The following is a 23519-nucleotide window of genomic DNA, read 5'->3' as shown; positions in this document are numbered from 1 at the left end:
GTTTATGAGTAGTGCAAAGACAAAGAAGATAACGGCGACGAGTTCGAGGGTGAGGTCCATCAGGCGCTGGGGCCTCCTCTTCCTTGGACCCGTCACCGCTGCATTCACGATTGGTTTCATCTGGCCGTTCATCCAAGGCATCTACCTCTCGTTCTGCCAGTTCCGCCTCACGTCCGACGCCAAGTTCATCGGGCTCGGCAACTATGCGGCGGCGTTCGCGGACGAGAGCTTCAGGTACTCGTTCTGGTACACCGCGGGATTCGCGGTCGTGAGCCTCGTGCTCATCAACGTGCTGGCGTTCGCCGTCGCGTACGCCCTGACGCAGAACCTGAAGGGAAGCAACATCTTCCGTACCGTGTTCTTCGCGCCCAACCTGATCGGTGGCATCGTCCTGGGCTACATCTGGTCGATGATCTTCGACGGCATCCTGTCCAGGTACGGCACCTCCGTCATCCTCGAGACCAAGTATGGTTTCTGGGGCCTGGTCATCCTCATGTGCTGGCAGCAGGTCGGCTACATGATGATTATCTACATCGCCGGCCTTCAGGCCGTCCCCGAGGACATGCTCGAGGCAGCCAAGATTGACGGTGCGTCCAAGTCTCAGACCCTGTTCAAGGTGACCATCCCCAACGTAATGCCCTCAATCACCATCTGCATGTTCCTCACCCTCACCAACAGCTTCAAGCTCTTCGACCAGAACCTTGCGCTGACCGGTGGTCTCCCCTTCAAGCAGCTCGCGAACGGCGAGACGGTCCACACGACCGAGATGCTCGCCCTGAACATCTACAACACGTTCTACGGAACCGCCTCGGTCGCACGCGGCACCGCACAGGCCAAGGCAGTCATCTTCTTCGTCCTCGTCGCGATCATGGGCCTCGCCCAGCTTGCGTACACGCGTAAAAGGGAGGTGCAGCAGTAATGGCTTCCAAGCAAGAGACCCTTACCTCCGAGCGTCGTCACAAGACAATCGCCTCTGTGGTTCTCTCCATCATCTGCATCATCTACGTCCTGCCCATCGTTTCGGTGGTCATCAACTCCTTCAAGAAGAACACCTTCGTGAAGACGGACACCTTCGCGCTCCCGAACGCGGAGACCGGTGCCGGTTGGGCGAACTTCATCAAGGGCATGACGTTCGGCAACTACCCCTTCATGGCGTCCGTTGCCAACTCCGTGATCATCACGGTGCTCTCTACCTTCCTCATCCTGTTCTTCTGCTCGATGGCCGCCTGGTACATCGCACGCGTGAACTCCAAGTTCTGCAAGGTCATCTACTATCTGTGCATCTTCAGCATGGTGGTTCCCTTCCAGATGGTCATGTTCACGCTGTCCAAGACGGCGGACGTCCTCAAGCTGAACACCCCGTTCACCATCCCCATCGTCTACCTCGGCTTCGGCGCCGGCCTCGCAATCTTCATGTTCGTCGGCTTCGTCAAGTCGATCCCCATCGAGATCGAGGAGGCAGCCTCCATCGACGGCTGCGGCCCCGTGCGCACATTCTTCCGCGTGGTTCTGCCCATGCTGAAGCCTACGCTCATCTCGGTCGGCATCCTCGAGGTCATGTGGGTGTGGAACGACTACCTGCTTCCGTACCTTGTGCTTGACATCAACAAGTACCGCACCATCCCCATTCACATCCAGTACCTCAAGGGCAGCTACGGTACGGTCGACCTTGGCGCGACCATGGCGCTCATCCTCCTGAGCATCATCCCCGTCATCGTCTTCTACCTTGCGCTGCAGAAGTACATCATCAAGGGCGTCGCAGCAGGCGCCGTTAAGGGCTAAGGAATCATGGATCGTTCGTGCGGCACAATTCTTCCGATCTACGCGCTCCCGACGGCGTATGGGATCGGCACCCTGGGCAAGGAGGCCCGCGAGTTCGTGGACTTCCTGTCCGAGTCCGGCCAGACCTGGTGGCAGATGCTGCCGGTCGGACCGACCAGCTACGGTGACTCCCCGTACCAGAGCCCCTCTACCTTCGCGGGAAACCCTTACTTCATCGATCTGGACTACCTGGTCGAGGACGGGCTCCTCACGAGGGAGGAGGTCGAGGCCGTGGACTGGGGCGGCGATCCCAGCAAGGTCGACTACGCCCTTCTCTTCCAGAGGCGCGAGCCGCTGCTGCGCCGCGCATTCGAGCGAGGACGCAACGGCAACCGCCGGCTCTTCGAGGAGTTTGTGGTTGAGAACGGGTCTTGGCTGGCCGACTATGCCCTGTTCATGGCGGTAAAGCGTCGCTTCGACCTCAAGCCGTGGATCGAGTGGCCCGATGACGGCATCCGTCTTCGCGAGGAGGACGCCGTGGCCAGGTACACGTCCGAGCTTGCGGACGAGATCGAGTTCTACGAGTTCGAGCAGTTCCTCTTCTACACCCAGTGGGATCAGTTGAAGCGCTATGCGCACGCAAAGGGGGTCAAGGTCCTGGGCGACCTCCCCATCTACGTCGCGCTGGACTCCGCGGACGTGTGGGCGAACCCCACCATGTTCCAGCTGGACGAGAAGAACGTGCCCGTCGAGGTTGCGGGCGTTCCGCCAGATTACTTCTCCGCGGACGGACAGCTGTGGGGCAATCCGCTCTACGACTACGACGCCATGGAGAAGGACGGCTTTGCCTGGTGGGTCAACCGCATCAAGGGCGCTGCGAACCTGTACGACTCCATCCGCATCGACCACTTCCGTGGGATTGAGAGCTACTGGGCGGTGCCGTACGGCGACAAGACCGCGCGCAACGGCCGCTGGGTCAAGGGACCGGGCATGAAGCTGGTCGGGACGCTGGAGAAGGCGTTCCCCAACGTGAGCTTCATCGCGGAGGACCTTGGCTACACCACGCCGGAGGTGCGTCAGCTGCTCGCGGACTCGGGCATGCCGGGCATGAAGGTGCTAGAGCTTGGCTTCGACTCCCGCGACGTGAGCGACTACCTGCCGCACGCATTCTCTCCGCACTGTGTCTGCTACACCGGTACGCACGACAACCAGACCGTCGAGGGCTGGAGGTCGGAGGCCGATGCGGCTGATGTCGAGCTTGCCACCAAGTACCTGGGGCTCAACGAGGGGGAGGGCTTCTCGTGGGGCGTCATCAGGGGTGGCATGTCCAGCGTCGCGGAGCTCTTCGTGGCGCAAATGCAAGACTATCTGGAGTTGGGTTCCGAGGCGCGGACCAACTTGCCTGGGACCCTTGGTGGGAACTGGCAGTGGAGGCTTTTGCCGGGGCAGATCACGCCCGGGCTCACTAAGCGCATCGCCGCGATGACCCATATGTATGGAAGGGACGTGAGACGCTAATGGCAGAGGTAAGCCTGAAGCACATCGAGAAGATCTACCCCAACATCGAGGGTGAGAAGAAGCACCTCTTCGGCAAGAAGAAGGATGCTCCCAAGAAGAAGAGCAACCTCAAGCAGGTCGAGGGCGGCGTCCTCGCCGTCGAGGACTTCAACCTCGACATCGCCGACCGAGAGTTCATCGTGCTTGTTGGCCCGTCCGGCTGCGGCAAGTCCACCACGCTGCGCATGGTGGCCGGCCTGGAGGAGATCACCTCTGGCGAGCTGTACATCGACGGCAAGCTCATGAACGACGTGGCCCCCAAGGACCGCGACATCGCCATGGTCTTCCAGAGCTACGCCCTGTATCCGCACATGACCGTGCGCGAGAACATGGCGTTCCCCCTGAAGCTGCGCAACGTCCCGAAGGACGAGATTGACAAGAAGGTCGAGGAGGCTGCCTCCATCCTGGGCATCACCGAGTACCTCGACCGCAAGCCGAAGGCACTGTCCGGCGGCCAGCGCCAGCGCGTCGCCATCGGCCGCGCCATCGTGCGTGAGCCGAAGGTCCTGCTCATGGACGAGCCGCTCTCCAACCTGGACGCAAAGCTCCGCAACCAGATGCGTGCAGAGATCATCAAGCTCCGCCAGCGCATCGACACCACGTTCATCTACGTCACGCACGACCAGACCGAGGCCATGACCCTCGGCGACCGCATCGTGATCATGAGGGACGGCGTCGTCCAGCAGGTCGGCACCCCGCAGGAGCTGTTCGACCACCCCGCGAACCTCTTCGTCGCAGGCTTCATCGGCGTTCCGCAGATGAACTTCTTCGACGCGAAGCTCACCAAGGACGGCGACACCTACAAGGTCAAGGTTGGCGACGCCACGTTCGTTCCCAGCGAGGCAAAGCAGAAGCGTCTCGCCGCCAAGGGCGTCGCCCCGCAGGACGTCACGCTTGGCATCCGTCCGGAGCACGTCACCCTTACCGATGACGCGTCTGAGCTCGTGACCGGTACCGTCGACGTCTCCGAGATGATGGGCTCCTCCATTCACCTGCACCTCAACACGCTGGGCAAGGACGTCATCGTCATCGTCCAGACCCAGGATCTCAAGGAGGAGAAGCGCGGTGGCTTCAAGCTGGGCGAGAAGGTTTCCTTCACGTTCGGCGGCGATGTCATCCACCTCTTCAGCAAGGCTGACGAGAAGAACCTCGAGTTCTAGCCCAGACGCCTTCGGGCGTTTGGCAAGACGCTCCCCGCGGCCGACCGGCGCATGTTACACCGGCCGGCCGCGTTAGGGGGCGGCACGTACGCGCCACGCAGCGCGTGCCGCGGGCGTTGCAAGCCATAAGGCAGCACCCTCCCCAAGCCCACGTCGCAGCCCCTTTCGGCGACGTGGGCCTTTTCGTGTCTCGACCCAGTGAGGACCACGTTGGGTCCCACCAGCTCTTGGCGACGGCATCCGCCTCGCGCCGGTCCCACGGCGGTGTCGCTAGGCGTCTGGCCGCTGGTTGCCAAACCCAAAGAACGACGTGACGTGCACGGTGGCAAAGCCCTTCTCGCATGCCGTGTCGAGCGTCTTCACGGTATCCTCCACAAGGGCGACGCGGTTGCGGGGGAGCGCGAGGTCGTCCGCGACGCTCTGGAGAAAGCCCATCTTCTGGGGCTTGCTCTCCACCAGGCAGATGTGGTCTGGCGAAATGTCATAGTTTTCGAGCACGAAGTCGCGCTTGCCAGGCGCCTCGAAGTCTGCCGCCACGGAGCATGCGTAGACGCGCGTCGGCCCCTTCGTGCGCACGAAGTGTTGGATTTCCGGCACGGGGCGCGTGGACGCGTAGGGGTCGTGGGCGCGGACGTATGTCTCCCAGTCCGCGTCGGGGCACGCGCTGTGGCAATGCGTGCCGAACTCGTACACGGCCAGGACTCCGTCGATGTCGAATACGACGGCGGTCTGGGGGTCGAGCAGGAAGTCGAAGAGCTCTCTCATGGGGTCTCCTTGGGTCTGCTTGGTGCGCCGCGGGCCGCGAGGCGGCGTGGAGGCCGCGTCATGGCGCGAGGCAGTTACTCACACCTGCTGTATACCACAAGCGGACGACCCGAATGGGGCCGCCCGCCTGGCGTTTCGTCTTGCATGTGTCTTGCACGGACTTGGCAGTTGCCTGGCGGCAGCGCGATGTCAAGTGCCCGTGAGTCGCTACGGGTACGTCACAGTGCGCGGCTCCAGCGCAGGTTCTCCTCCGCGAGGCCCATTAGAGGTCCATCGAGAGGTAGCGCTCGCCGGTGTCGGGCAGGATTGCCACGATCGTCTTGCCGGCGTTTTGCGGACGGCTTGCCAGCTCGACCGCGGCGGCCACGGCAGCGCCGGAGCTGATGCCCACGAGCAGGCCGAAGTCGCTTGCGAGGCGCTTCTTGGTCGCGATGGCGTCTGCGGAGGCCACGGGGACGACCTCGTCCACGACGGACGCGTCATACGTCTTGGGGATGAACCCGGCGCCGATGCCCTGGATCTTGTGGCCGCCGGCGGGCTTGCCCTCCAGCACCGCGGACTCGGCGGGCTCGACGGCGATGCCCTGGACGGAGGGCTTCTGCTCCTTCAGGTACTTTGCGGTGCCGCTGATGGTTCCGCCGGTGCCGACGCCCGCGACGATGAAGTCGACGGTGCCCTCGGTGTCGCGCCAGACCTCGGGGCCGGTGGTCTTGTAGTGGGCGCGCGGGTTGGCGGGGTTCACGAACTGGCCGGCGACGATGGCGCCGGGGGTCTGCTGGCGCAGCTCCTCGGCACGGGCGACGGCGCCCTTCATGCCCTCGGAGCCGGGGGTGAGCACGATCTGCGCGCCGTAGGATGCGGCGAGCTTGCGACGCTCGACGGACATGGTCTCGGGCATGACGAGGATCATCTTGTAGCCGCGCTCCGCCGCGAGCATGGCGAGGCCGACGCCGGTGTTGCCGCTCGTGGGCTCGATGACGGTGCCGCCCGGCTGGAGCGTTCCGTCGGCCTCGGCCGCGTCGAGCATGGCCTTGGCGATGCGGTCCTTCACCGATCCGCCGGGGTTGGTGGCCTCGTACTTGCCCAGAATGGTGGCCTTACCGTCCACCAGGGCCGAGAGGTCCACCAGGGGGGTGGAGCCGATGAGTGCCTCAGTGCTGCCTGCGTACTTCATTTCTTCCTCCTAAGAGACTGGGTGCGAGGTAAACAGCGCCTTGTGCGTGGTAACTCGCATGGCAGTATCGTGGCACCCAAATCCCTAGCAATCAAGTAGGAAAATACATTCGTAACAAAATCCTATCCAAACGGTAGGAGACTTCGCGGGCATGGTGTCGGCGCGGTAAGAAGATGGCCAAGTTTGCGGGCTGACTTTATAATTCCGCGGACTGGTACCTATTAGCTGGCTTTTGGTACCAGTTAGACTTCTTGCCCCCGTGGCGTGGGAATACATTTAATGCACGGTTGGTGTCGACGCTGGCGGTGCATGATGAAAAAAGATATCGAACGGCGCTGTGTCGAGCTGACTCAGACGGCAATCACGCGCTTCTGGCAGCGCGACCCAGAGTACGTGCTCGGTCTCTGCAGTGACGACGTCATGTGGATCTCTCCGGACCAGGAGCGCTACATGCGCGGCTTGGAGGAGGTCTCGGTCGACTTCCGGAAGGCTGTACATGACATAAAAAGCTCCCACATCTCGCACGCGCAGTTCTCCGTGGTGCAGAACTGCGGCGATGCCTGCTCGGTCGCGGGTCGCTACATGGTGACGACGGACGAGGAGACGGGCGTGTTCCTGCAGTCGCACGAACGCTGCCAGTTCAACTGGGAGCGCAAGGGCGGCGAGCTCAGGATCGTGAGCATCTTCGTGAGCTGGCCGCGTGGCCAGATAGTTCCGGACGAGAAGTGCCGTGTGGACTCCATCAACAAGGTGACGCGCCGCTACCTGGAGGCGCGCATTGCCGCGCAGAGCGACAAGCGTCGCCTGGTGTTCCCGGACGTGAACGGACCCATACGCTTCGTGTCCCTCAACGAGGTGCTGTGGGTGGGCGCAAAGCGCAAGCACACCATCATACACACGGTCTCGGGTGATTACGAGGCAAGCATTGGCCTCTCCGAGGTGGAGCGCTCGCTTGGCTCTGGCTTTGTGCGCGTGCACCGTAGCTTCATAGTGAACCCCAGCTACGTGGCCCTGATCGAGCGTCGCGAGATCGTGATGTCTGACGACACGCGCGTTCCGGTTCCCGAGAAGCGCCATGCCGAGGTAGCGGCGCGGCTCATGCGGACCACGAACTAGTGCCCGTTGCGGCCGCGCGGGTCGCAACCCCCAACGCCCGCGCGGCCGCAGGCTTGCCCCGTCGATCCCACAGAACGGTTTTCTCTAACCTACTTCACCACGTAGCGCGCCTGGATCTTCAGGCGCGCGTTGCTTGCGACGAGGACGTTGTCGCCCGTCAGACGTGGGCTCTCCGGCGCCTCGGGTATCAGGTACACGTGCTCGAACGCTGCCTTGCACGCGTCGAGCGACTCCGTGAGCACGTCGGTCCCCTTGCCCTGGAGCGGGGATATCACGTTTGCCAGGTACACGCCGCCCTCTGCCAGATGGTCGCGCACCTGTCTCGCGCCGTCCTCGGTCTTGAGTGGGCCAAGCGGCCTCTTGCCGCCAAACGCGTCGTTCACGATGAGGTCGAAGCGCTCTCCGGAGCCGGTGAGGTAGCCCCAGCCATCATCGCAAACCAGGTTGAGCCTACCGTCTTCCCGCGTGTGGCACTCGCGCTCAAGATCGTCCAGAAAGAAGAAGCGTCGCGCGATGTCCGTTATGGCGGGGTCGATCTCAACGACGGTGGTGGAGAGGCGCGGGCAGGAGCTCACCAGCCACTTGGGAAACGAGTAGCCGCCACCCCCTATGACGAGGGCGCGTCCTTCTCGCCCGTCCTTGAGGCCGGCTATGTCGACCACCTGCGCAAAGTAGCGGTGGTACACGCAGACGAGCTTGTACTTGAGGCTGTCCTGCACGTAGCTGACGGACTGGAACTTGCCGCCCACGTTGAGCAGACGGATGGGGACGCCGTCGTCGTCCTGCGAGTCGAAGACGAGGGCGGGGCCAAACATGGTGCGAATCTTGATGTACACACCTCGGCGCCTGAGAACAAACAGGCACACAAGGCATATAAGGTCGACGGCGATGGCGACGCTGATGAGCACGACGATGGGCATGGGGAGCTTTGGCATGCGTTTACCTTTGATGTTCTGGCGTGGCGGCGCGGTGCGGGCGGGCTTTGCGCGTGCGAGGCCGCGGCCGCGTTGCGCACGCAAAACGGGCACGTAGAGATTGTGAGTTTTGCCCGGCTTTGGTTATACTAACCATTGCATCTTTGTCGAACCTAAGACGCCACCATCTATACAGAACCTTTGGGAGGATTCGTATGATTTTGGGTATGGGACCGTTTGAGCTTATCGTCATCGTCCTGGTAGTGCTGGTCATCTTTGGGCCCAAGAACCTCCCGAAGCTTGGCAAGTCCCTGGGCCAGACCGTGAAGAACGTGCGCGAGGGCATGGAGGAGGGCTCCGACGACAAGAAGGACGAGAAGTCCGAGGAGGCCGCCAAGGACGCCGAGGCTGAGGACGTGGTCGAGGAGTCCGCGGACTCCGACGCCGATGCCGACGCCAGCGAGGACGCCGTCTTCTGCTCGCACTGCGGCCACAAGAACGAGGCCGGCGCGGAGTTCTGCTCCAAGTGCGGCAGCCCCCTGTCCAAGTAACGAGCGCCCTACCAGGGCAAGCGCACCGCCGGCTGGGGCGCATGTCCCGGCCAACACCACGAAGGAAAGCAGAACATGGCAAACAAGGAAATCATCCTTACCCCCGAAGGCCGCCAGAAGCTCGTCGAGGAGCTTGAGTACCGCGAGGGCGAGAAGCACGACGAGATCGTCGAGCGCATCAAGGAGGCCCGCGGCTTTGGCGACCTCTCCGAGAACGCGGAGTACGACGCCGCCAAGGAGGAGCAGTCCCAGAACGAGTCTCGCGTGAACGAGATCCGCCACATCCTGGCGACGGCCAAGGTCGTGGAGTCCGGTGCGGACGCCCACCTGTCCGTCTCCATCGGCACTACCGTGGAGCTCGAGGACGCCAAGGGCAAGCGCATGGGCCTCACAATCGTGGGCACCACCGAGACCGACTCCATCAACCACAGGATCTCTAACGAGTCCCCGGCGGGCATGGCGCTCATCGGCCACGTGGTGGGCGACCAGGTTTCCTTCAACACCCCCACCGGCAAGGTTCGCGAGTACAAGATCGTAAACATCACGCGATAGGCCAGGCCACGCGGAACCCCGCATAGCACGAAGCGTCGCGCCCCACTGCGCAGGTGAACCTGTGTGGCTGGGGCGCTCTTGGTAACGGCGCATCCCACGGGCCCGCGCCCGGCACGCAACACAAGCCAGCAACAACGGCCAAAGGCCGATCGATTCCGGAACAGGAGAGAACATGGCTCAGGCGAGCAATGCCCCCGAGGTAGACATCAACGACGTGCGCGCGGTCCGCCGCGCCAAGCGCCAGGCGCTCATCGACGCCGGCGTGAACCCGTATCCCATCGCGAGCAAGGTCACGGCGCACGCAAAGGACCTGGAGGAGAAGTACGCGGACCTCGAGGCCGGCGCCGACACCCAGGACGAGTACTCCCTTGCCGGTCGCGTCCGCGCGATCCGCGGCCAGGGCAAGCTCATGTTCGTGGTGCTGGAGGACGTGTCCGGCAAGATCCAGCTTTTCTGCCGTGTGAACGACATGGACGAGAAGAGCTGGGAGCTGCTGCGCCAGCTTGACATGGGCGACATCATCCAGGCGGAGGGCCCCGTCGTGCGCACGCGCCGCGGCGAGCTTTCCCTTGCGCCCAGGAGCATCGTCCTTCTCTCCAAGTCCATGCGCCCGCTGCCCGAGAAGTTCCACGGGCTCACGGACCGCGAGATCCGCTACCGCCAGCGCTACCTCGACATGATCATGAACCCCGAGGTGCGCGAGGTGTTCCGCAAGCGCAGCCGCATCGTGAGCCTCATCCGCAGCTACATGGAGGCCGACGGCTACATCGAGGTCGAGACGCCCATCATGCACTCCATCCTTGGCGGCGCGAACGCAAAGCCGTTCGTCACGCACTTCAACGCGCTTGATCGCGACTTCTACCTGCGCATTGCGACGGAGCTGCCGCTGAAGCGCCTCATCGTGGGCGGCATGGAGCGCGTGTTCGAGATCGGCCGCCAGTTCCGCAACGAGGGCATGGACCTCACCCACAACCCAGAGTTCACCTCGATGGAGGCGTACTGCGCCTACAGCGACCTGGACGGCATGAAGCGCCTGACCGAGGGCCTGTTCCAGTACATCGCGCGCGAGGCGTGCGGCTGCGAGCCCGGCCACGAGGTCATCACGTTCCAGGGCCAGGAGATCGACATGAGCGGCACGTGGGACTCGCGCCCGCTGAGCGAGATCGCCTCCGAGGTCGTGGGCGAGCACGTCGACATGGACACGCCCGTGGAGCACCTGCGCGAGCTGTGCCGCGCCCACAACATCGAGCCGCAGGACAACTGGGGCCCGGGCAAGCTGCTGTTTGAGCTGTACGACGAGCTGGGCGAGGAGACCCTGGTGCGCCCGACCTTCGTGTGCGACTACCCGGAGGAGGTGAGCCCGCTTTCCAAGCGCAAGGACGACGACCCGCGCCTGACGGACCGCTTCGAGCTCGTCATTGCCGGCCACGAGTACGCAAACGCGTTCAGCGAGCTCAACGACCCCGTTGACCAGGCCGGTCGCTTTGCGGAGCAGGTTGCCGCCAAGGGCTTTGGCGACGACGAGGCCATGGGCTACGACTACGACTACGTGCGCGCGCTGGAGTACGGCATGCCCCCCGCGGGTGGCATCGGCTACGGCATCGATCGCATGATGATGCTGTTCTGCGACCAGCCGTCCATCCGCGACGTGCTGCTGTTCCCGCAGATGAAGCCGGAGGCCGTCACGCGTCAGGACATCGCGGAGCAGGTTGGCGGTGCACGCACGGACAACGCCGCCGCGGACGTGGACTCGCTTTTCTCGGATGCCGAGAAGGGCGCGACCGCCGAGGTGGAGGCCCAGCGCCAGGCGGAGGACGTTGCCGCGCAGGAGCCTGCCGACTCACCCGCGGCCGCCGCGGCGCCGTCGGCCGACGCCGAGCAGAAGGCTGACGCCGCGGACGAGAAGGACGGGGCCTTGGGCGCGCAGGACGGCACCGGCATGTCAGACGCGGTGCGCGCCGCGATCGACGCCACGGCGCAGGAGGGCGACGCGCTCGACGCGGGCATCTCGCGCGAGAAGGCGTACGAGCTTCTGACCACGTACAACAAGGACCCGTTCCACGTGAGCCACGGCGAGACGCTCGAGGGCCTCATGAGCCACTTCGCGCAGAAGTACGACCCGGCGAACGTGGAGTTCTGGGGCCTGGTGGGCCTGTTGCACGACCTGGACTGGGAGAGGTGGCAGGACGACCAGCTCCACACCACGAAGACCGCGGAGCTCCTGGCCGAGGCCGGCGCGAACCCGTATCTGGCGCACGCCATCATGACGCACAACTCCGACATGAACCACGACCTGCCGAAGCCGCAGCTGAAGATGGAGAAGGTGCTGTTTGAGTGCGACGAGGTCTCGGGCCTGATCCAGACGGCGGCCAAGATGCGCCCGTCCGGATCGGTTCTGGACATGCCGCTGAAGTCGCTCAAGAAGAAGTTCAAGGACAAGCGCTTCGCGGCCGGCTGCGACCGCGACGTGATGCGCCTCGGTGCCGAGTACAACGGGCTCGAGGTGGCGGACGCGCTGAACGAGGTGCTCGAGGCCATGAAGGCCATCGCGCCCGTGGGCGACATCTACGCACGGGGCGACGAGGACGAGGCCGAGCAGGCCGCCGAGCCCGCGAAGAAGGGCCTCACGATCGAGCCGGTGGCCGAGGGCGTGACGTTCGACGTGTTCAGCCAGTCCGACATGCGCGTGGTCCACGTGAAGGAGTGCGTCGCCGTCCCGAAGAGCAAGAAGCTGCTGCAGTTTACGCTTGACGACGGCTCGGGCCAGGACCGCACGATCCTCTCGGGCATCCACGACTACTACGAGCCGGAGGACCTGGTGGGCAAGAACGTGGTGGCCATCGTGAACATCCCGCCGCGCAAGATGATGGGCGTGGAGTCCTGCGGCATGCTGCTTTCCGCCATCCACGAGGTGGACGGCCAGGAGCGCCTGAACCTGCTGATGGTGGACGACGCCATCCCCGCGGGCTCGAAGCTGTACTAGGGCTTGGTGGCGCCGGGCCCCCGGATCGGGGGCGACCGGCGGCGCGCAACGCAGACGAGGGGGCCGTCGACGGCGCAGTCCGTCGGCGGCCCCCTTGGTCGCGGTTTTGAGGACGTGGGCCCAAAAAGCCCGCCTTGCGTTATAGCCGCCGCACATCGGGGTAAAGACGTACAAGCAAACCAACATCCGTGGGCCCGTATGCGCGTGGGGCCGCGGGAACACAAGGAATGGAGGCGTCAGACCCCGCATGTTCGAGAAGTTCACAGACAAGGCCCGCAAGGTCATGAGCCTCGCGCAGGAGGAGGCCCGCAGCCTCGGCAAGATGTACGTTGGCACGGAGCACCTGCTGCTCGCGCTCATCCGCGAGGGCGACGGCATAGCCGCGCAGGCGCTGGCAAAGCTCGACGTCACGTACGACGAGACCGTTGCCACCATCAGGGAGATCTCGTCCGAGGAAACCGAACCCGTCCCCGGCGGGCACATCCCCTTCACGCCGCGCGCCAAGCGCGTGCTTGAGGACGCGTACCGCGAGACGGTGACCCGTGGCCAGACCTACATCGCGACCGAGCACCTGCTCCTGGGCATCGTCGCGGAGGGCGACGGCCGTGCCATGACCGCGCTCTCCCGCATGGGCGTGTCCGGCGACGCGGTGCGCAACGCCGTTAACGAGCTGATGGAGAGCGAGGGCGAGAAGAACGAGCCCGCCTCCGCCGCGTCCGAGGTCGGCTTCGGCCCCCAGTTCATGGGCGCGGGCGCTCCGCAGGGCGGCTCGTCCTCAGACGACGGATCCATGCTGGAGCAGTTCGGCCGCAACCTCACGAAGCTGGCCGCGGACGGCAAGCTCGACCCCGTCATCGGCCGCGACCGTGAGGTCGAGCGCGTGATGCAGGTGCTTGCCCGCCGCCAGAAGAACAACCCGCTCATCCTGGGCGACCCGGGCGTCGGCAAGACGGCCATCGTCGAGGGGCTCGCGCAGCTCATCTCCGCGGGCAACGTTCCGGACATCCTGCGCGGCAAGCAGGTCTGGACGCTGGACGTCGCCTCTCTCGTCGCCGGCTCAAAGTACCGCGGCGAGTTCGAGGAGCGCATGAAGAAGGTCATCGCGGAGGTGATGAAGAACAAGGACGACATCCTCTTCATCGACGAGATCCACACCATCATCGGCGCGGGCTCCGCGGAGGGCTCCATCGATGCGGCCTCCATCCTGAAGCCGCCCCTGTCCCGTGGCGAGATCCAGGTCATCGGCGCCACGACAGTGGACGAGTACCGCAAGCACATCGAGAAGGACTCCGCACTCGAGCGCCGCTTCCAGCCCGTCAACATCGGCGAGCCCACGCCGGAGGACACCATCAAGATCCTCCACGGTCTGCAGGACCGCTACGAGCAGCACCACCACGTCAAGTACACGGATGCGGCCATCGAGGCGGCGGTCAGCCTCTCGAACCGCTACGTGCAGGACAGGTTCCTGCCAGACAAGGCGATTGACATCATCGACGAGGCCGGTGCCCGCACGCGCGTCCACAAGACGACGCTGCCGCCGGAGCTCGCGCAGGTGGACGAGGAGCTCGCCCGCATCAAGGAGCAGAAGTCCAAGGCCGCGACGGCCCAGGAGTTCGAGGAGGCCGCGCGCCTGCGCGACAAGGAGCGCGAGCTCACCTCCAAGCGCGACGAGCTCGAGAAGTCCTGGCACGAGCGCCAAAGCAAGAACGTCGTCGTGGTGGACGAGAAGGACATCGCGGACGTGGTCTCGGACATCACCGGGGTCCCCGTGTCCAACCTGACCGAGGCGGAGGCCTCGAAGCTCCTGCGCTGCGAGGACGCCCTGCACCAGCGCGTCATCGGGCAGGACGAGGCAGTGAGCAAGGTCGCGCGCGCCATACGTCGCAGCCGCTCGCCGCTGAAGGACCCGCGTCGCCCCGGCGGCTCGTTCATCTTCCTCGGCCCGTCCGGCGTCGGCAAGACGGAGCTCGCCAAGTCGCTCGCGGAGTTCCTGTTTGGCAGCGACGACGCCCTCATCAGCTTCGACATGTCCGAGTTCATGGAGAAGCACGAGGTGTCCAAGCTCGTGGGAGCGCCTCCCGGATACGTCGGCTACGACGAGGGCGGCGAGCTCACGAAGGCCGTGCGCAGGCGTCCGTACTCCGTCGTGCTGTTTGACGAGATCGAGAAGGCCCACCCGGACGTCTTCAACGTCCTTCTCCAGATCCTGGACGAGGGTCGCCTGACCGATGGCCAGGGCCGCACCGTGGACTTCAGCAACACCGTCATCATCATGACGTCCAACGTGGGCGCGCGCGAGATCGCCCAGACCGCGCCCATGGGCTTCAGCTCGCAGGGCAACGGCGGACTTTCCGACCGCGAGATCAAGAGTCGCGTGGAGGGGGAGCTCAAGCACCTGTTCCGCCCGGAGTTCCTGAACCGCGTGGACGAGATCGTGGTGTTCAAGTCGCTCACGGGCGAGCAGCTGCGCAAGATCGTGGAGCTCATGATCGGCGACCTGCGCAACCGCCTCATCGCGAACGGCATGTCCATCGAGCTGACGGACGCGGCGCGCGACTACATCGCGAAGCAGGGCACGGACCCGGTCTATGGCGCCCGTCCGCTGCGCCGCGCCATCCAGACGCTCATAGAGGACCCGCTGTCCGAGCAGATGCTCATGGGCACCTGGAAGGCGGGCGACGTGATCGCGGTGGACGCCGGCGAGGACGGCCTCACGTTCTCGAAGGGCGAGGGAGAGATCCCGGCCATGACCGAGAGGGTCCACATGGACCTTCCCCGTGCGCGCGAGCACTGGAGCGCGCCGGCCGGCGGCCGTGCGACGCCCGGGGCCTCCGGGGGGCTTGCCTCCGCGGAGTAGCCGCGACAAAGGGGCGGGGTTCTTCTCGCCCCGCGCAAGCAATATACTGTAGGTGACGACGTTGGCCGGCCCGCGACGCGCGGGCCGGCTGTGATATGGGGGTGAGCCGATGGACCAGAACGAGGTGGACAGGGCCCAGGACAGCAGGGAGCGGCTGCGCTCGGCCATTCGCCAGACCGCGCCGGGAACCTCGCTCAGGCACGCGCTCGACATGATCATCGCGGGCCACATGGGGGCGCTCATCTGCATAGGCGATACGGACGCCGTGCTGGCCGCCGGAGACGACGGCTTCAAGCTTGACATATCGTTCACGGCGAACCGGCTGTTCGAGCTCTGCAAGATGGACGGCGCCATCGTGATCGACAAGGGGCTCACCCAGATCCTGCGCGCAAACTACCACCTGAACCCGGACCCGTCGCTCCCCACGAGCGAGACCGGGATGCGCCACCGCACCGCGGCGCGCATGAGCCTGCTCACGAAGGCCATCGTGATCTCCGTTTCCGAGCGCCGCCAGGTCGTGAACGTGTTCGTGGACGGCAAGGGCCACCAGCTGCGCACCGTGACGCAGATCATGGCGTCCGTGAACCAGCTTCTGGTGTCGCTGCAGAGCACGCGCACGCAGCTTGACCGCAGCCTGCTGCGCCTGACCACGCTCGAGCTGGACAACTACGTCACGCTTTCCGACATCACGGAGACCATCTACCTCTTCGAGGTGCTGTCCACCGTGGCGGAGCAGCTGGACCGCCTGATCCTGGAGCTGGGAAGCGAGGGCAAGACCATCGAGATGCAGCGCGACGAGTTCGTGGGCGACGCGGGCGAGAACTACACGCTGCTGGTGCGCGACTACGCGGCGGACTCCTCGCGCGAGAACGCGGAGCGCATTCGCAGGCAGCTGCACGAGACGGACAACGCCCGCCTGCGCCAGCCAAAGGTGGTCGCGTCCATCCTGGGCTACGAGGGCAAGGGCGAGGACTCCATCCTGACGCCTTTGGGCCTGCGGACGCTCTCCAACATCTCCGTGGTGCGCAAGGGCATGGCCGATAAGATCGTGGACGAGTACGGCTCGCTCCAGAACCTGCTTGACGACATCGAGAAAAACCCGTCGCGCCTGGACAGCGTGGGCGTGGACAACCCCGGCATCCTGGCGGACAGCCTGTATCGCATGTGGGGTAAGCGCGCATGAGTGCCCCCGGGCCGTGCGCATGCGCCCTGGCCGAGAAGGACGCGGCCACGCGATCTGGGCGGGACACGTGCGCGATAGTGGTTGCCGGCGGCGTGGGCTCGCGCTTTGGCGACCCGCGGGGCAAGCAGTACGTGGAGCTGTGCGGTCTGCCCATCGCGTGCTGGGCGGTGCTCGCGCTGGACCGGGCGCCCTCCGTGGGGCACATCGTGGTGGTGTGCGCGCCGGAGCGCGAGGACGAGATGCGCCGCGACGTGCTCGGCAGGCTTCGCCTGCGCTGCCCGGTGACGATTGCGCACTCCGGCGCGACGAGGCAGGAGTCCGTGTACTCGGGGCTGTGCGCCGTGCCCGGACGTGCGGGATTCTCGCTGGTGGCCATACACGACGCCGCGCGACCGCTCGTGCGCACGCAGGACGTGGAGCGCTGTGTCGCGCGCGTCCGCGGTGACGATTCGATCGCGGGCGCCATATGCGCCGTGCCCAGTACGGACACGCTGAAGCTGGTGGAGGGCGGCACCATCGTGGCGACGCCGGACCGCAGCTTCTATTGGTGCGCGCAGACGCCACAGGTGTTCAGGACGAAGGCCATCGTGTCCGCGCACCGCGCGGCCATATGGGACGAGTTCGAGGGGACGGACGACGCGTCGCTGGTTGAGCGCCACGGCGGGCGCGTGGTGTGCGTGAAGTCAAGCCGCGACAACATTAAGGTGACGCTTCCCGAAGACCTGGCCATCGCGGAGACGCTGCTGCAGCGGCGCCTGATCCAGGAGGGCTGCGGCCTTGAGTGAGGAGGAGACGTGCTTCGCATAGGACACGGGTTCGACGTCCACCGCTTCGCGGAGGGGCGCAGGTGCATCCTGGGCGGCGTGGACGTGCCGAGCCAGAGGGGGCTTCTGGGCCACTCCGACGCGGACGTCGTGACGCACGCCCTGATGGACGCGATACTGGGCGCGCTGCGCGCCGGCGACATAGGCCAGCTCTTTCCGGACGACGACCCCGCATTCGAGGGGGCGGACTCGCTTGTGCTGCTCTCGCGCGTGATGGACGTGGCGCGCGAGCGTGGCGCGCGCGTGCTTGACTGCGACTGCACCATTGCGGCGCAGGCGCCTAAGCTCGCGCCGTACCGCGAGCAGATGCGAAAGAACCTCGCCCGCGCCATGGGCGTGGACGTGGGACGGGTGGGCATGAAGGCCACCACGACGGAGCGGCTGGGCTTCGTGGGGCGCGAGGAGGGCATTGCCGCGTGGGCCGTTGCGCTTCTGGACGACGGCCAAGGCGACGGCTCGGGGGCCGGGCGATGTAATGACTGAGGTGCCCCGGGGTCGCGGCCCGGGCGCAAAGCGCTACAATGCCATGCCATGAACGCACGCGGGGCATGCCCGCTCACACCCAAGGAGAACCACGATGCTCGTATACAACTCCCAGACCCACAAGAAGGAAGAGTTCAAGCCCATAGACGAGGGCAAGGTGCGCATGTACGTGTGCGGACCCACCGTGTATGACCAGATTCACATAGGCAACGCGCGCACGTTCCTGAGCTTCGACGTGATCCGCCGCTACCTGCAATACAAGGGCTACGAGGTCACGTTTGCCCAGAACCTGACGGACGTGGACGACAAGATCATCAACCGTGCGAACGAGGAGGGCCGCACGGCCGCCGAGGTGGCGGAGGAGTACTCCAACGCCTTCATCGAGCAGATGCACCGCTTCGGCATCCTCGACCCGGACATCCGCCCGCGCGCCACGCGCGAGATCGAGGCCATGCAGCAGATGATCTTGACCCTGATCGAGAAGGGCCACGCATACGCCGCCGACAACGGTGACGTGTACTTCTCGGTACGGTCCGACCACAACTACGGCATCCTGTCCGGACGCGACCTTGACCAGCTGCGCGCCGGAGAGCGCGTCGAGGTGAACGACCAGAAGCGCGACCCGTTTGACTTCGCGCTGTGGAAGGCTGCGAAGCCCGGCGAGCCCAGCTGGCCGAGCCCGTGGGGCGACGGCCGTCCCGGCTGGCACACGGAGTGCTGCGCCATGATCCACCGCTACCTGGGTACGCCCATCGACATCCACGGTGGCGGCCAGGACCTGGTCTTCCCGCACCACGAGAACGAGACCGCTCAGGCCATGTGCGCATGGGGCCGCCCCCTTGCGAACGTGTGGATGCACACGGGCATGCTCCGCGTCAACGGCGAGAAGATGTCCAAGTCTCTGGGCAACTTCTTCACCCTGAAGGAGATTCTTGACAAGTATCCCGCGGACGCCGTGCGCCTGCTCATGCTGCAGACCCACTACCGCTCCGCGCTCGACTTCCAGACCGACCAGCTCGACGGCGCCGTCGGCACGCTCGACCGCCTGCGCACCTGCGTGAAGAACCTGCGCTGGGCTGCGGACAACGCGCCGCAGGACGGCGAGCTTTCCGCGGGCGATCGCGAGCTGGGCGCCGCCATCGACGCGGCCCACGACGAGTTCGTGCGCCAGATGGACGACGACTTCAACACCTCCGGCGGCCTTGCGGCCATCTTTGGCCTGGTGACCGCCGCGAACAAGTACCTTGCGGACGCCGGCAACGACGCTGCGACCGCTCCGGCGCTGCGTGCGGCCGACATGATCGCGGAGCTTTCCGACGTGCTGGGCGTCAACCTCTCTCAGGCCGGCGAGAGCGACCTCCCGCACGAGCTGGTGGACCTTGCGGCCGAGCACGCCGGCTATCAGGGCGACGACCCCGCCGACGCCGCGAAGGCGCTCCTGGCCGCGCGCCAGGCGGCCCGCGCCAAGAAGGAGTGGGCGACGGCAGACGCCATCCGCGACGGCATCGCCGCGCTTGGCCTGGTGGTCGAGGACACCGCCGCCGGCGCGCGCCTGACGAGGAAAGCGTAGGCGGCTCATGTCGAAGATGCAGCCGAGAAGTGCCGGGCGTCCCGGCAGGGGCGGCGCACGGGGCGCGGGCGGACACGGGTCCGAACGTGCCGCGGGCGGTCGCGGGGAGCGTCGGGGGCCGAGGGGCGCTGCCGGCGGCCGCGGTCAGGCGACGCGCGGCCCCGCGTCCCGCGACAACGCCCGCAAGGGCGGCCAGCGTCCCAAGGGCCAACGTCCCGCCACGGACTTGATCGAGGGGCGTCGCGCATGCGCGGAGGCGCTCGAGGGCGGCCTTCCGCTTAAGCGCGCACTCGTGGCCATGGGCGGCGAGCAGGACCAGACGCTCGTCAGTCTCGTTCGCAGGCTCGAGGCGGCGGGCGTCCCGGTGGAGCGCGTGCCGAAGGGTCGGCTCGACGCCCTCAGCTCGCACGGCGCTCACCAGGGCATCGTGGTGCAGACCCGCCCGTTCGCCTACGCGGAGCTCTCGGATGTCATCGCAAACGCGGGCGACGGCCACGCGCTCGTCGTTCTTCTCGACCACGTGACGGACGAGGGCAACTTTGGCGCGATCGTCCGCTCCGCGGAGGTCGTGGGCGCGGCCGGCGTCGTCATCGCGAAGGCGCGTGCCGCCGGCGTGGGCGTGGGCGCGTACAAGACGTCCGCCGGCGCGGTGCTGCACGTGCCCATTGCGCAGGTGTCGAACCTCGCGACCGCGATAGACGAGCTCAAGCGCGCCGGCTTCTGGGTCGCGGGCTCCACGGAGCACGCGACGCAGGACGTGTGGTCCACGCCGCTCGAGGGCAGGCTGTGCCTGGTCATGGGCTCGGAGGGCTCTGGCATATCGCAGCTGGTCCGCAGGAAGTGCGACTTCGAGTGCCGCCTGCCGCAGCGGGGCAGGGTGGAGTCGCTCAACGTGGCCCAGGCCGCCACGGTCATGTGCTACGAGTGGCTGCGCCGCGAGAGCGCTGCCGCGGCGGGTGTGCCCGCGGAAGGCGCGACGCCGGCGGGGGAGCTCTAGCATGGCGCGTCCCGCGGAGCTTCTGGTAGTGGATGGCTACAACGTCATCCACAAGTCGCAGCGCTACATGGGCCTTGTGGACCAGCCATCTGGTCGCCTGGGGGATACCGATCCGTTTGACCGCGCGCGTCAGCTGCTCATAGCCGACGTCGCGGCGTATGCTCAGGGCCGCTACGAGGCCGTCGTCGTGTTCGACGCTGCGGGCAACGTATCGCCCGAGCGCCCGAACCTCACCGTCGCCGGCGTGCGCACGGTCTTCTCGCCCACGGGTGAGGACGCGGACAGCGTGATAGAGCGCCTGGTGACGGAGGCCCGTCACCATGTGCGCGCCGTCACGGTCATCACGTCCGACAACACGATCCGCGCCACGGTGGGCGGCGTGCCCGTTACGCGCGTGTCGAGCGACGTGCTCATCGCGGACGTGGGCGCCATCGTGGAGGACGTGCGCGCGGCGAACGAGGAGCGCAACCACCAGCACCTCACGCTGGAGGACAGGCTCGACCCACAGACGCGCCAGAAGCTGGACCGTCTGCTTGGTCGCGTCTAGGCACCGGCAAGCATCGGCGTCCGCGGAGATGCCCCTCTGGTCGCGCAAGCGTCGGTCCGCCGATCGCGCAAGATTCTGTCCACGTCGCATATCGCGACGCGTGACATGAATGCCGCTGCGGGTGTCATAGGGGGTAGCGAGGACGCGAGTGTCTTTGCCGGGCTTGCAACGGAGCCGGCTGTCTGAATCGGGCCTCGTCCTGTACAACCGCATGGGCGAGCAAAAAGACCGAGTGACCCCTAGCGCAAAGCGCACGTTCGGGCTATGATGCTAGAACCCGCTGGCGTAGCTCAATGGTAGAGCCCTGGTTTTGTAAACCAGTTGTTGTAGGTTCGAGCCCTATCGCCAGCTCCAGGAATATCAGCGCCAAAACCTTTTGCGGGTTTTGGCGCCTTTTTTATCCCAACACTATGTTTCGAAGAGAAGAACGGCATGTTCTACCTGCAATTATGTAGGAAATATGAGGGGATACGCCCGGATGGGTGGAATGAGTTGACAAGCGGGCCCCCGGGCCGTAGTATACTTTCCGCTTGCAAGGGAAGTCCTCGCGAACGAACGAGCAAGCAGCTTGAAAACGGAATGGGGATGTGGCACAGCGGCAACTGCGGCGGACTGTAAATCCGCTCCCTCTGGGTTCCTTGGTTCGAGTCCAAGCATCCCCACCATTCCAGGCCCGTGTAGCTCAGTCGGTAGAGCACTTCGTTGGTAACGAAGAGGTCACCGGTTCGAATCCGGTCGCGGGCTCCATGTTTCAAGTGCCACACACCATGCCGGTGTAGCTCAGCTGGTTAGAGCACGCGGCTCATACCCGCGATGTCACTGGTTCGAATCCAGTCACCGGTACCATGGCTTTAATGAGGCGCTTCGGCGCCTCTGAGCATAATTAGGCGTCGTTTTTAGTACCATGGAATAGCCCGCGAAGGTTGTTTCAAAAGGAGGATTGGCAATGGCCAAGGAGAAGTTCGACCGTTCTAAGCCACACGTAAACATCGGTACGATTGGTCACGTCGACCACGGTAAGACCACCCTTACCGCAGCCATCACCAAGGTTCTCTCCGAGACCGAGGGCTGCAAGGCCGACTACACCGCCTTCGAGAACATCGACAAGGCTCCCGAGGAGCGTCAGCGTGGTATTACCATTTCTGTCGCTCACGTCGAGTACGAGACCTGGGAGCGCCACTACGCGCACGTCGACTGCCCGGGCCACGCTGACTACGTCAAGAACATGATTTCCGGCGCTGCTCAGATGGACGGTGCTATCCTCGTCATCGCAGCTACCGACGGCCCCATGGCTCAGACTCGTGAGCACATCCTCCTTGCCCGTCAGGTCGGCGTTAAGTACATCGTCGTCTTCCTGAACAAGTGCGACATGGTCGACGATGAGGAGCTCATCGACCTCGTCGAGATGGAGACCCGTGACCTCCTGTCCGAGTACGGCTTCCCCGGAGACGATATCCCCATCATCCGTGGTTCTGCTCTCGGCGCCCTCAACGGCGAGCAGAAGTGGGTCGACTCCATCGTCGAGCTCATGCACACCGTTGACTCCTACATCCCGACCCCCGCTCGTGACAACGAGAAGCCGTTCCTGATGGCTATCGAGGACGTCATGACCATCTCCGGCCGTGGTACCGTCGTCACCGGCCGTGTCGAGCGTGGCGAGCTCAAGCTCAACGAGCCTGTCGAGATCGTCGGCATCAAGGACACCCAGACCTCGACTGCCACCGGCATCGAGATGTTCCGCAAGACCATGGACTTCTGCGAGGCTGGCGACAACGTCGGCATCCTGCTCCGTGGCATCAAGCGCGAGGACGTCGTCCGTGGCCAGGTTCTCTGCAAGCCCGGCTCCGTCACCCCTCACCACGAGTTCACCGGCGAGATCTACGTCCTCACCAAGGAGGAGGGTGGCCGTCACACCCCGTTCTTCTCCGGCTATCGTCCCCAGTTCTACTTCCGCACCACTGACGTGACTGGCGACATCACCGAGCTCACCGACTCCGATGGCAACAAGGTTGAGATGGCTATGCCTGGTGACCACATCACCATCCACTGCGACCTCATTCACCCGATCGCCATGGAGGAGGGCCTCCGCTTCGCTATCCGCGAGGGCGGCCACACCGTCGGCGACGGTCGTGTCTCCACGATCATTGCGTAGCATCTAGCTACACATAGCTCGTACTTTTGGCCCGACGCCTCGTTTGGGGCGTCGGGCTTTTCTCTTCCAATGTATGCGCTGATATTTGATGGTTTTGTCGAGGCGCTGAATGACAAACCCATCCGGTTGACAGACCGAACCATTGAATGGTAGCGTATACCATCGCCGACGCAGGGGTAGTCCCGTGGCGGTTATCTATAGGAGGATCAATGCGTACACTCGTTACCCTTGCATGCACTGAGTGCAAGCGTCGCAATTACACCACGAAGAAGAACAAGGCAAACACTCCGGATCGCATGGAGTTGAAGAAATATTGCCCGTGGTGCCACAAGCACACCCTTCACAGGGAGACCCGCTAAAATAAGGGTCATAC

At 64.9% G+C, this 23519-nt stretch carries 20 protein-coding genes and 4 tRNA genes; 21 read left to right on the top strand and 3 right to left on the bottom strand.

Features of this window, described 5'->3' with window-relative positions:
* The first annotated feature begins 4 nt into the window (after positions 1-4).
* Genes BLT96_RS08835 through BLT96_RS08820 form a run of 4 tightly spaced genes read left to right on the top strand, consistent with a single transcriptional unit; the run spans position 5 to position 4478 of the window.
* Positions 5-919 carry a carbohydrate ABC transporter permease gene (locus BLT96_RS08835; RefSeq protein WP_090845453.1) on the top strand — a complete coding sequence of 305 codons (915 nt, stop codon included), beginning with the start codon at positions 5-7 and terminating at the stop codon, positions 917-919.
* Positions 919-1782 carry a carbohydrate ABC transporter permease gene (locus tag BLT96_RS08830; protein ID WP_090863653.1) on the top strand — a complete coding sequence of 288 codons (864 nt, stop codon included), beginning with the start codon at positions 919-921 and terminating at the stop codon, positions 1780-1782. The genes BLT96_RS08835 and BLT96_RS08830 overlap by 1 nt, the downstream gene beginning before the upstream one ends.
* A gap of 6 nt (positions 1783-1788) precedes the next feature.
* Positions 1789-3279, top strand: a complete 1491-nt coding sequence (gene malQ / locus BLT96_RS08825) for a 4-alpha-glucanotransferase (RefSeq protein ID WP_090863652.1) — start codon at positions 1789-1791, stop codon at positions 3277-3279.
* The gene (locus BLT96_RS08820; protein WP_090845459.1) at positions 3279-4478 is read left to right on the top strand and encodes an ABC transporter ATP-binding protein; all 1200 of its coding nucleotides are present in this window, start codon (positions 3279-3281) and stop codon (positions 4476-4478) included. The genes malQ and BLT96_RS08820 overlap by 1 nt, the downstream gene beginning before the upstream one ends.
* 270 nt (positions 4479-4748) lie before the next feature.
* On the opposite strand, the gene BLT96_RS08815 is transcribed toward BLT96_RS08820, so the two are convergent.
* Both BLT96_RS08815 and cysK read right to left on the bottom strand, forming a co-directional pair.
* The gene (locus BLT96_RS08815; RefSeq protein WP_090863650.1) at positions 4749-5243 is read right to left on the bottom strand and encodes a hypothetical protein; all 495 of its coding nucleotides are present in this window, start codon (positions 5241-5243) and stop codon (positions 4749-4751) included.
* Positions 5244-5505: 262 nt separating this feature from the next.
* Positions 5506-6417 (bottom strand): cysteine synthase A, encoded by a 912-nt coding sequence (gene cysK / locus BLT96_RS08810; RefSeq protein ID WP_090863649.1) that lies wholly within the window; start codon positions 6415-6417, stop codon positions 5506-5508.
* A 309-nt stretch (positions 6418-6726) separates the two neighbouring features.
* On the opposite strand from cysK, the gene BLT96_RS08805 reads away from it, so the two are divergent.
* A complete protein-coding gene (locus tag BLT96_RS08805; protein WP_172825003.1) occupies positions 6727-7533 on the top strand; it encodes a LytR/AlgR family response regulator transcription factor in 807 nt (268 codons plus the stop codon).
* A gap of 89 nt (positions 7534-7622) precedes the next feature.
* Here BLT96_RS08805 and BLT96_RS08800 read toward each other — a convergent pair whose 3' ends face one another.
* Entirely contained in the window at positions 7623-8468 is an 846-nt protein-coding gene (locus BLT96_RS08800) for a spermidine synthase (protein WP_197674347.1), read from the bottom strand.
* A 194-nt stretch (positions 8469-8662) separates the two neighbouring features.
* Between BLT96_RS08800 and BLT96_RS08795 the strand changes: the two genes are divergently transcribed.
* From BLT96_RS08795 to rpmG, 16 genes are all read left to right on the top strand, one after another.
* Positions 8663-8998: a Sec-independent protein translocase subunit TatA/TatB gene (locus BLT96_RS08795; RefSeq protein WP_090863645.1), complete on the top strand. Its 336-nt coding sequence runs from the start codon at positions 8663-8665 to the stop codon at positions 8996-8998.
* Positions 8999-9073: 75 nt separating this feature from the next.
* The gene (gene greA / locus BLT96_RS08790; protein WP_090845469.1) at positions 9074-9550 is read left to right on the top strand and encodes a transcription elongation factor GreA; all 477 of its coding nucleotides are present in this window, start codon (positions 9074-9076) and stop codon (positions 9548-9550) included.
* A 172-nt stretch (positions 9551-9722) separates the two neighbouring features.
* A complete protein-coding gene (lysS, locus tag BLT96_RS10850) occupies positions 9723-12533 on the top strand; it encodes a lysine--tRNA ligase (RefSeq protein WP_172825002.1) in 2811 nt (936 codons plus the stop codon).
* A 247-nt stretch (positions 12534-12780) separates the two neighbouring features.
* A complete protein-coding gene (locus BLT96_RS08775; RefSeq protein WP_090863643.1) occupies positions 12781-15390 on the top strand; it encodes an ATP-dependent Clp protease ATP-binding subunit in 2610 nt (869 codons plus the stop codon).
* A gap of 109 nt (positions 15391-15499) precedes the next feature.
* Entirely contained in the window at positions 15500-16573 is a 1074-nt protein-coding gene (disA, locus tag BLT96_RS08770) for a DNA integrity scanning diadenylate cyclase DisA (protein WP_090863642.1), read from the top strand.
* Positions 16570-17358: a 2-C-methyl-D-erythritol 4-phosphate cytidylyltransferase gene (gene ispD, locus BLT96_RS08765; RefSeq protein ID WP_090863639.1), complete on the top strand. Its 789-nt coding sequence runs from the start codon at positions 16570-16572 to the stop codon at positions 17356-17358. The genes disA and ispD overlap by 4 nt, the downstream gene beginning before the upstream one ends.
* A gap of 9 nt (positions 17359-17367) precedes the next feature.
* Complete coding sequence (gene ispF / locus BLT96_RS08760) at positions 17368-17880, top strand: 2-C-methyl-D-erythritol 2,4-cyclodiphosphate synthase (RefSeq protein WP_090863637.1); 513 nt, start codon at positions 17368-17370, stop codon at positions 17878-17880.
* 94 nt (positions 17881-17974) lie between these two features.
* The gene (gene cysS / locus BLT96_RS08755; RefSeq protein WP_090863635.1) at positions 17975-19450 is read left to right on the top strand and encodes a cysteine--tRNA ligase; all 1476 of its coding nucleotides are present in this window, start codon (positions 17975-17977) and stop codon (positions 19448-19450) included.
* 7 nt (positions 19451-19457) lie between these two features.
* The gene (rlmB, locus tag BLT96_RS08750; RefSeq protein WP_245719263.1) at positions 19458-20447 is read left to right on the top strand and encodes a 23S rRNA (guanosine(2251)-2'-O)-methyltransferase RlmB; all 990 of its coding nucleotides are present in this window, start codon (positions 19458-19460) and stop codon (positions 20445-20447) included.
* A gap of 1 nt (position 20448) precedes the next feature.
* The gene (locus BLT96_RS08745; protein ID WP_090863633.1) at positions 20449-20994 is read left to right on the top strand and encodes an NYN domain-containing protein; all 546 of its coding nucleotides are present in this window, start codon (positions 20449-20451) and stop codon (positions 20992-20994) included.
* Between the two features lie 279 nt (positions 20995-21273).
* Positions 21274-21348 (top strand) — tRNA-Thr (locus tag BLT96_RS08740).
* A 227-nt stretch (positions 21349-21575) separates the two neighbouring features.
* A tRNA-Tyr gene (locus BLT96_RS08735) sits at positions 21576-21659 on the top strand.
* A 6-nt stretch (positions 21660-21665) separates the two neighbouring features.
* Positions 21666-21741: transfer RNA gene (locus BLT96_RS08730), tRNA-Thr, on the top strand.
* Between the two features lie 22 nt (positions 21742-21763).
* Positions 21764-21840, top strand: a tRNA-Met gene (locus BLT96_RS08725).
* Between the two features lie 100 nt (positions 21841-21940).
* Positions 21941-23146 carry an elongation factor Tu gene (gene tuf / locus BLT96_RS08720; RefSeq protein ID WP_090845484.1) on the top strand — a complete coding sequence of 402 codons (1206 nt, stop codon included), beginning with the start codon at positions 21941-21943 and terminating at the stop codon, positions 23144-23146.
* A gap of 146 nt (positions 23147-23292) precedes the next feature.
* On the top strand, positions 23293-23505 hold the full coding sequence (rpmG, locus tag BLT96_RS08715; protein WP_441849969.1) for a 50S ribosomal protein L33: 213 nt from the start codon (positions 23293-23295) through the stop codon (positions 23503-23505).
* Positions 23506-23519 lie beyond the last annotated feature (14 nt).

It is taken from the genome of Parafannyhessea umbonata (assembly GCF_900105025.1).
GTDB classification, from domain to species: Bacteria; Actinomycetota; Coriobacteriia; order Coriobacteriales; family Atopobiaceae; genus Parafannyhessea; species Parafannyhessea umbonata.
Note: the sequence above shows the minus strand (reverse complement) of the source record. Positions and strands in the feature narration are given on the sequence as shown.

Bases quoted from the DNA above. Each gene is read 5' to 3' on its own strand.
- BLT96_RS08835 (WP_090845453.1), top strand. From the start codon at position 5: ATGAGTAGTGCAAAGACAAAGAAGATAACGGCGACGAGTTCGAGGGTG.
- BLT96_RS08830 (WP_090863653.1), top strand. From the start codon at position 919: ATGGCTTCCAAGCAAGAGACCCTTACCTCCGAGCGTCGTCACAAGACA.
- malQ (WP_090863652.1), top strand. From the start codon at position 1,789: ATGGATCGTTCGTGCGGCACAATTCTTCCGATCTACGCGCTCCCGACG.
- BLT96_RS08820 (WP_090845459.1), top strand. From the start codon at position 3,279: ATGGCAGAGGTAAGCCTGAAGCACATCGAGAAGATCTACCCCAACATC.
- BLT96_RS08815 (WP_090863650.1), bottom strand. From the start codon at position 5,243: ATGAGAGAGCTCTTCGACTTCCTGCTCGACCCCCAGACCGCCGTCGTA.
- cysK (WP_090863649.1), bottom strand. From the start codon at position 6,417: ATGAAGTACGCAGGCAGCACTGAGGCACTCATCGGCTCCACCCCCCTG.
- BLT96_RS08805 (WP_172825003.1), top strand. From the start codon at position 6,727: ATGATGAAAAAAGATATCGAACGGCGCTGTGTCGAGCTGACTCAGACG.
- BLT96_RS08800 (WP_197674347.1), bottom strand. From the start codon at position 8,468: ATGCCAAAGCTCCCCATGCCCATCGTCGTGCTCATCAGCGTCGCCATC.
- BLT96_RS08795 (WP_090863645.1), top strand. From the start codon at position 8,663: ATGATTTTGGGTATGGGACCGTTTGAGCTTATCGTCATCGTCCTGGTA.
- greA (WP_090845469.1), top strand. From the start codon at position 9,074: ATGGCAAACAAGGAAATCATCCTTACCCCCGAAGGCCGCCAGAAGCTC.
- lysS (WP_172825002.1), top strand. From the start codon at position 9,723: ATGGCTCAGGCGAGCAATGCCCCCGAGGTAGACATCAACGACGTGCGC.
- BLT96_RS08775 (WP_090863643.1), top strand. From the start codon at position 12,781: ATGTTCGAGAAGTTCACAGACAAGGCCCGCAAGGTCATGAGCCTCGCG.
- disA (WP_090863642.1), top strand. From the start codon at position 15,500: ATGGACCAGAACGAGGTGGACAGGGCCCAGGACAGCAGGGAGCGGCTG.
- ispD (WP_090863639.1), top strand. From the start codon at position 16,570: ATGAGTGCCCCCGGGCCGTGCGCATGCGCCCTGGCCGAGAAGGACGCG.
- cysS (WP_090863635.1), top strand. From the start codon at position 17,975: ATGCTCGTATACAACTCCCAGACCCACAAGAAGGAAGAGTTCAAGCCC.
- rlmB (WP_245719263.1), top strand. From the start codon at position 19,458: ATGTCGAAGATGCAGCCGAGAAGTGCCGGGCGTCCCGGCAGGGGCGGC.
- BLT96_RS08745 (WP_090863633.1), top strand. From the start codon at position 20,449: ATGGCGCGTCCCGCGGAGCTTCTGGTAGTGGATGGCTACAACGTCATC.
- tuf (WP_090845484.1), top strand. From the start codon at position 21,941: ATGGCCAAGGAGAAGTTCGACCGTTCTAAGCCACACGTAAACATCGGT.
- rpmG (WP_441849969.1), top strand. From the start codon at position 23,293: ATGGTAGCGTATACCATCGCCGACGCAGGGGTAGTCCCGTGGCGGTTA.